The organism is uncultured Meiothermus sp., from assembly GCF_937863175.1.
GTDB lineage: Bacteria > Deinococcota > Deinococci > Deinococcales > Thermaceae > Meiothermus.
Window position 1 is genome coordinate 1 of the sequence record NZ_CALMCQ010000199.1, and the last position, 6,717, is coordinate 6,717.

Annotated in this window: 6 protein-coding genes; all 6 read left to right on the plus strand. The window is 58.5% G+C overall.

The features are described 5' to 3' along the window. The coding region (locus Q0288_RS07825; protein WP_299429338.1) for a prepilin at nt 1-663 on the plus strand (663 nt) is incomplete at its 5' end. Nucleotides 664-676: 13 nt separating this feature from the next. Continuing rightward, nucleotides 677-2,413, plus strand: a complete 1,737-nt coding sequence (locus tag Q0288_RS07830) for a hypothetical protein (protein WP_299429339.1) — start codon at nt 677-679, stop codon at nt 2,411-2,413. A 232-nt stretch (nt 2,414-2,645) separates the two neighbouring features. Continuing rightward, nucleotides 2,646-3,623 (plus strand): deoxyhypusine synthase family protein, encoded by a 978-nt coding sequence (locus Q0288_RS07835; protein ID WP_299429340.1) that lies wholly within the window; start codon nt 2,646-2,648, stop codon nt 3,621-3,623. Between the two features lie 33 nt (nt 3,624-3,656). Then, nucleotides 3,657-3,794, plus strand: coding sequence for a hypothetical protein (locus tag Q0288_RS07840; protein ID WP_299429341.1), 138 nt, complete (start codon nt 3,657-3,659; stop codon nt 3,792-3,794). Next, entirely contained in the window at nt 3,794-4,546 is a 753-nt protein-coding gene (locus Q0288_RS07845; protein WP_299429342.1) for a 5-oxoprolinase subunit PxpA, read from the plus strand. Before Q0288_RS07840 ends, Q0288_RS07845 begins: the two co-directional genes overlap by 1 nt. Before the next feature lie 31 nt (nt 4,547-4,577). Continuing rightward, the gene (gene pxpB / locus Q0288_RS07850) at nt 4,578-6,092 is read left to right on the plus strand and encodes a 5-oxoprolinase subunit PxpB (protein ID WP_299429343.1); all 1,515 of its coding nucleotides are present in this window, start codon (nt 4,578-4,580) and stop codon (nt 6,090-6,092) included. Nucleotides 6,093-6,717: the final 625 nt, after the last annotated feature.

Here is a 6,717-nt window from a genome sequence, read left to right on the forward strand (position 1 = left end):
GTCGAACTGTTGATTGCCATGGGGATTCTGGCCGGAATCCTGGCCCTGGTTGCAGTTTATTTTGGCGACCAGCGCGACCTGACCCTGCGCACCCAGAGCCGCAGTGAGGTGCAGGATCGGGTGCGGATGGTGATGCAGATGGTCACGCAGGATTTGCAGATGGTGGGCTCGAGGGGGTTTCTGGACTCCAGCGGCAATCTGGTCACCACGGTCTCGAGCGGATGCAGTGGGGCCAACTGCCTGACCTCTACCGATGAAGGCGTCCAGGACGGCTTCACTGTGCAGTATGTGACCAACCTTCGCGCGAGTACGGCCCAGCCCTGTCGTGGGGTTAGTTACGCCTTTAGCAGCAATACCCTGCAACGTTCCGATGTGCCCTGCGGAGGTGCGGTTTCTCTGGTAGACCTGGCCCCAGACATCCTGGCAATGGACATTCTGTACCAGTGCAGCAACAACACCACCGCCAACACTAGCGCGGGCTGTCCTGCTGGCAGCTTTCCCCGCAGTGCGAGGGTGACAGTTATCGGACAGTCTACTTCTACCCTCAGCAACATCGCTTCCACCAGCCACACCACCTCGAGTGGAAGCACCGTCAACTGTCCGTCAGGGCGTATCTGCCTGGCCCTTACCCAGGAAGTTCTGATGCCCAACCTCAAGAACTGAGGCAGGAGGAAGTATGCGCCAGAAGTCTGGAATCGCCATCGTAGCCACCCTGGTCATTTTGGTTCTGGTGGGCTTGCTGGTGTTTGGCACCTTCTACACCACCCAAATTGAGCAGTTCGTGACCCGCAACGACTCCACCTCCACCCAGGCCAACTACATTGCCCAGGCCGGGCTGCAAAAGTACAAGACAGCCCTGTTTCAAAACTTCCGTTGGGCCTTAGGCCAACCAGCAGCAAATGCGAGTGCCTGCGAGAACCCACTATATTCTGGCATTGACTGGGACCGAAACGGCCCCGGTTCCATGCAAACTTTTGACGGTCAGGGCCGTATGGTGTTTACCGATAACATCGCAGGTGGTCAGGCCACTATCACCATCCGGCGCGATGCCAACGACCGAAACTACATGACCATCACCTCGGTGGGCCGGTTTGCCGGAGCCCAATCGAGCGTGCGGGCGGTGTTTAACCTGGCAAATGCCGGTTTGTTGCGCTATGCCATAGTCGCGGGTTCTGGTTCGGGGCAGCGTTCAATTAATGGCAGTGCAAATATTCGTGGTGGAGTCTTTATTGAAGGTGACCAGACCGATCCCACCCGTCGTGTATTTGTCGGTAGTGGCAATATGCAGGTGGGGAATACATATGACTTGACCGGCAATAGTTTGCTGAGTACCCGCGTAACTCCGGCTCGGGCTAACAATCTGTGCTCATCCTTCCGGGTTCGCTGGGGAACTATTGGGATTGGTGGTAGTGCGGGACTTGGCTCGGCCAATACGCAGCAGAACCCCAACAATAATCTTGTAGATATCAAAATTGGCGATCCAAGCCTGGTTCCTTCTAACCCCAACTTGGCTTTGGCTTATACAACCAGCGGTAACCCTCAGCTCATCACCAATCAAACCTGCAGCCCATTTTGCTCCCAGTTTGTGGGGCGCTATGACATCTCGGATGCTGAATCTCCTCGCTTCCCGCGTCTTGATGGCCCCGGTATTTGCGGTGCCAATCAAACTTGGCGGCAGTGTATTATTGCCGATGCTCGTAATGTTGTGTTCAGCCGTGGTAGTCCTTTGCCCACACTGCCAGCAGGTGCAAGTTGGAGCAATGCTACAAGTTGCAGCGCTATCTTGAATCAAACTACCATTAGCCTGGATGCCACTACAATTGATTGCCGCTTTAACCTGAATGGTAGGGCTGCCGGAGGCTTCTACTATTCACCCAACGGGACAGATGGATTACTCGAGGTATATGGTTCGGTAGCAATGCGAGGTTTTAACCTACAGACGATTCGTGGCAACAATCAGGCTCGGAATATTCTTTATCGAGCCTACGGTTATGACCAGAATGGACGTGCTGCCACTATTCTATTACAGTCCTTCACAAGTGGTCAGAACCGTGGTGGTGTATTGACACTTAATGGTGATGTGCTTCCAGATGGAACAGCTCCTTTCCCACAACAAGCGCTTGCGCTAATGGCAGAGGGAAATACAGCAGATGTTTCTGTTGATTATGCTCGCCAAGGTATGACTGTAGCAGCCATGATTTATTCAGGTAGGCGATTTGTACTGTCGGGTTCACAAGCCACCCTGGCTGGCATGGTTCTGGCGGATTCTTTTTGTACAAATAGCAATTGCAACGGTGGAGGCAGTGCGGATATCTACTACATTGACCCAGGAATCAATCTGCCTGGTGCGCTGGCAGCGATTCCTGGAACTCGGATTGCAGTGTTCCAGATTCTCTCCTACGAGCGCTTCTAAACCTCTTGCCTCATCAGCTCTACCGGGGTCTTGTATTCTCGGCAGACTTCGGTACACTTTCAGGCGGAGCATGGCAGGGCCCGCAAGCCCCTGCGATATTCTGGCGTTCGGCAAGTGCATTGCACCCTGTGCTTGCACCCAAGCCCAAGGGGGGAGCCACCTTCGCCCACCCCGCGAGAACGAGGCGAGTCGTCTGGCGCGACTCGGGCAAGGCCGTAACCTGGAGGAAGACATGTCTCGGGGAGAAATTTCGAGGTTTATCAAGCACCATTTCCGCCACTTCAACGCTGCTGCGCTGGTGGATGCCGCTGATGCCTATACCGCCCACCTGGATCAGGGCGGGGTAATGATGGTCACGCTGGCTGGGGCCATGAGCACCGCCGAGCTGGGCCTCTCGCTGGCTGAGATGATCCGCCAGGGCAAGGTGCAGGCCATTAGCTGCACCGGGGCCAACCTCGAGGAAGACCTGTTCAACCTGGTGGCCCATCACCACTACGAGCGCGTCCCAAACTGGCGCGAGCTAACACCCCAGGACGAACAACGGTTGCTGGAAAAGCACATGAACCGCGTGACCGATACCTGCATTCCCGAGATGGAGGCCATGCGCCGTCTGGAAGGGGCTTTGCTCGAGGAGTGGGAGGCCGCCGACGCGGCAGGGGAACGCTACTTTCCGCACGAGTTTTTGTACCGGATCATTCGCTCGGGGAGGCTCGAGCAGTTCTACCAGATTGACCCCAGGGATAGCTGGGTGGTTGCGGCTGCCGAGAAAAACCTGCCAATGGTGGTGCCGGGCTGGGAAGACTCCACCACCGGTAACATGTACGCGGGCCACTGCCTGAATGGACACATCCAAAATGTACACACGGTGCGGACGGGTATCGAGTACATGATGATGCTGGCCAACTGGTATATCGAGACCAGCGCCAGGCAGTCCACTGGCCTCTTTCAGATTGGCGGGGGCATTGCTGGCGACTTTCCCATCTGCGTAGTGCCGATGCTGCACCAGGACATGCAGCGCCCCGATGTTCCGGTCTGGGGCTACTTCTGCCAGATCTCCGACTCCACCACCAGCTACGGCTCCTACTCGGGAGCGGTGCCCAACGAGAAAATCACCTGGGGCAAGCTGGGTGTAGAGACCCCCAAATTCATGATCGAGTCGGATGCCTCGATTGTGGCCCCGCTGATGTTCGCCCTGATTCTGGGCCAGTGAAGCCTGACCCCCGCCCAGGCAAGAGGAGCACTGTTGTCACAGCCTGTGCTGATCTTCGACCCCCTTTCCGGCAAGTTTGCCGAGATCAAACAACGGCACATTTGCCGGGAGACGCATACTTCGGCCTCGAGGGTTGCAATAAGGGCCGGTAGCCGTGCAATCTATAGCTGATGACCATAGATCTCAATGCCGATGCTGGCGAATCTTTCGGACACTGGCAACTTGGCAACGACGCAGAACTATTTCCCCTGATTAGTTCGGTCAATGTGGCCTGTGGTTTTCATGCTGGCGATCCGCTGACCCTTCGGCGCACCCTCGAGCTCGCCAAACAAGCCGGCATTGCTGTCGGCGCTCACCCCGGCTTCCCCGACCTGGTGGGGTTTGGGCGGCGGGAGCTGGCCGCCACGCCCGATGAGATTTATGCCGATGTGCTCTACCAGGTCGGCGCACTGAGCGCCTTCTTGAAGGTAGCGGGCCTGTCGCTGCACCACCTCAAAGCCCACGGGGCCCTGTACAACCGGGCTGCCCGAGACTCCGAAACCGCCCTGGCAATTGCCCAGGCCGCGAAAGATTTTGACCCCAGCCTGCCGCTGGTGGTCTTGCCCAGTTCGCCCCTCGAGGTCGAGGCGCAGAGGCTGGGAGTGCGGGTAATCGTTGAAGCCTTCCCGGAGCGGGGGTATAGCCACGATGGCCGGCTGGCCCCCAGAGGCTCGGGGGGAGCCTGGATTCATAGCCCTGTGGAAGCTGCACGACGGGCGGTTCAGATGCTGGTGAAAGGCCAGATAGAAACCGTGGATGGCCGAGCCATTCCGATACGCGCCCAGACCCTGTGTATTCATGGCGACAACCCCCAGGCCGTCGGGATTGCCAGAGCCATACGGGAGGCTTTGCTGGCCGAGGGCATCACCATCCAGACCTACTGAACAGCCACATTTTGTCCCAGGCCCTACACCCATGACCCTGACTGGTTTTTACCTGCGCTTTGCCGATGTGCTCGATTGGTCGGCCAATACGCGGCTGCTGGCCCTGGCGCGGGCTCTGCTCTCCGACCTGCTGGCGGGTGTTACGGATATTGTTCCAGGGTATGTGAACCTGTACCTCGAGTTCGACTCCGAGCGGGTTTCCAGGGCAAAAGTGGAGCGCTGGCTTCGGCGACATATGCAGGAACTCCCCGAGCGAAGAGAGGGAAAACAGGTCGAAATTCCGGTGCGCTACGACGGGCCAGACCTGCCCTGGGTGGCAGCGCAGACCGGTTTGACCGTGGAGGATGTGATCCGGCTACACAGTCTGCAACAGTACCGGGTCTTTGCAACCGGCTTTACACCAGGGTTCCCCTTTTTGGGGCCGCTCGACGTGCGCTTAGGCCTTCCGCGTCGCACCAGCCCACGCTCCAGCGTGCCGGCCCACTCGGTGGCGATTGCGGGTGGCCAGAGTGGGATTTATCCGCTGCCCTCCCCAGGCGGGTGGCACCTGATCGGAACCGCGCTGACCCCGGTCTACAACCCCCACCGAGACCCCCCGATTTTGCTCGAAGCCGGGGATGGGGTGCGTTTTGTGCCCTCGTGTGGGGAGACCCCAGCCGTGCCCACCGAACGCTCCCTTCTTCCCTCCGAGCCGCGTTCTCCGGTCTTGCGGGTGGAGCAGCCGGGCTTGTTGGATCTGGTGATGGATCGTGGCCGGCGGATGACCGGGCGTTTTGGGCTGGCGGCTTCGGGGGTGCTGGATCAGCGCTCGGCAGGTTTTGCCAACAGGCTGGTGGGCAATCCAGCCCGTGCACCCCTGCTAGAACTCACCTTGAACGGCCCTATCTTGAGTGTGCTTTCGTCGGTGGTGGCGGCCTTTGCAGGCTACGGCATGTCTCCGCAGGTTAATGGTCAGCCGGTCACGGGGGCACAGGCTTTTGCTTTGCGAAAAGGGGATGTGCTGAGCTTCAAGCCTACCCGGGAGGGCGTACGGGGTTACCTGGCGCTGGCAGGTGGAATTGAAAGCGAGGTGTTTTGGGGCAGCGCCAGCACCGATGTCAATGGGCGGGTTGGGTGGGCTTTACAGGCCGGGGATGTGCTGGGCCTGGAAGAACCCAGGATGGCTCGAGCGGGACTCGGTTTTGCCCAACAGGTGCCTTCGTTGAAGCGAATTCGGCTGTTAGCTGGGCCACAATACAGCCTGGAGGCCATGCGGGCCCTGTGTGCGGCTCCTTTTGAACTCGTATCGGGGGATCGGATGGGACTGAGATTGTCGGGTCCGGAAGTACCAGGAGGCGAACTGATCAGCGAGGCTACGCCGCTGGGTGCTGTTCAGATCACCACCCAGGGCCAGCCCATCGTGTTGCTGAGTGACCGGGGCCGCATCGGCGGTTACGCCAAACCTGCACAAGTCCATCCAGCCGATCTGCCCTGGCTGGCTCAACTGCGCCCAGGGCAGAAGGTGTGGTTTATAGCCTCAGGTAGTGGGGTTGGAGTTGTCTCGTAGTGTGCGGAGGGTACCAGGGCTCCGGTAAGGTAGACTCCTACCCCACACAGGGAAGGGAGTTCATACGCCAACGAACGATGGGATGGGCGACGAATCCTCGAGCTACTCCCCCCGAGTGCCGACCCACAACAACTCCAGGGGTGATCAGGGCCGGTGCCATCTTTGAGGTGGAATCTATAGCGGTGGCCGCCGATGGGCGTGGCTATACCCTGCGGAGGCCTGCCAGTCCCAGACGGAGCAAAGCTGATCCCCAATACGGGATGCGGCATGATCAGCACCCTCCACTACCCCCCTTCTCTGGGCAGGTCGTGTCGCTGCTGGAAGAGTCGAAGGGGTTTCACATCTCCCAAAAGCGGCTGTGCATAAGCCCTGGTGTAAGGGGTTATTGTTCATAGAAAACAATGAAATGCAGCTCTTGAAGCATCTCTCATCCCTGGAACTTGGTATGTGCTTACAATAGCCCATATATTTGAATCAGTCCAAGTAACTTGGGCGACCTATCAGAGAATAGCTATTCGGTATCAGCCCATGTCGTCTTCCTCGCGCCGGAGATTGCTGATGGACACCCAGGTCAAACGCTATTTTCGCGCCCAGTTTCACCTCGAGGCCCCCCTCTCGCCGGGGC

What these genes read in the sequence shown, in the direction of transcription:
- Q0288_RS07830 (WP_299429339.1), top strand. Translation starts at nt 677, where the DNA reads ATGCGCCAGAAGTCTGGAATCGCCATCGTAGCCACCCTGGTCATTTTG.
- pxpB (WP_299429343.1), top strand. Translation starts at nt 4,578, where the DNA reads ATGACCCTGACTGGTTTTTACCTGCGCTTTGCCGATGTGCTCGATTGG.
- Q0288_RS07845 (WP_299429342.1), top strand. Translation starts at nt 3,794, where the DNA reads ATGACCATAGATCTCAATGCCGATGCTGGCGAATCTTTCGGACACTGG.
- Q0288_RS07835 (WP_299429340.1), top strand. Translation starts at nt 2,646, where the DNA reads ATGTCTCGGGGAGAAATTTCGAGGTTTATCAAGCACCATTTCCGCCAC.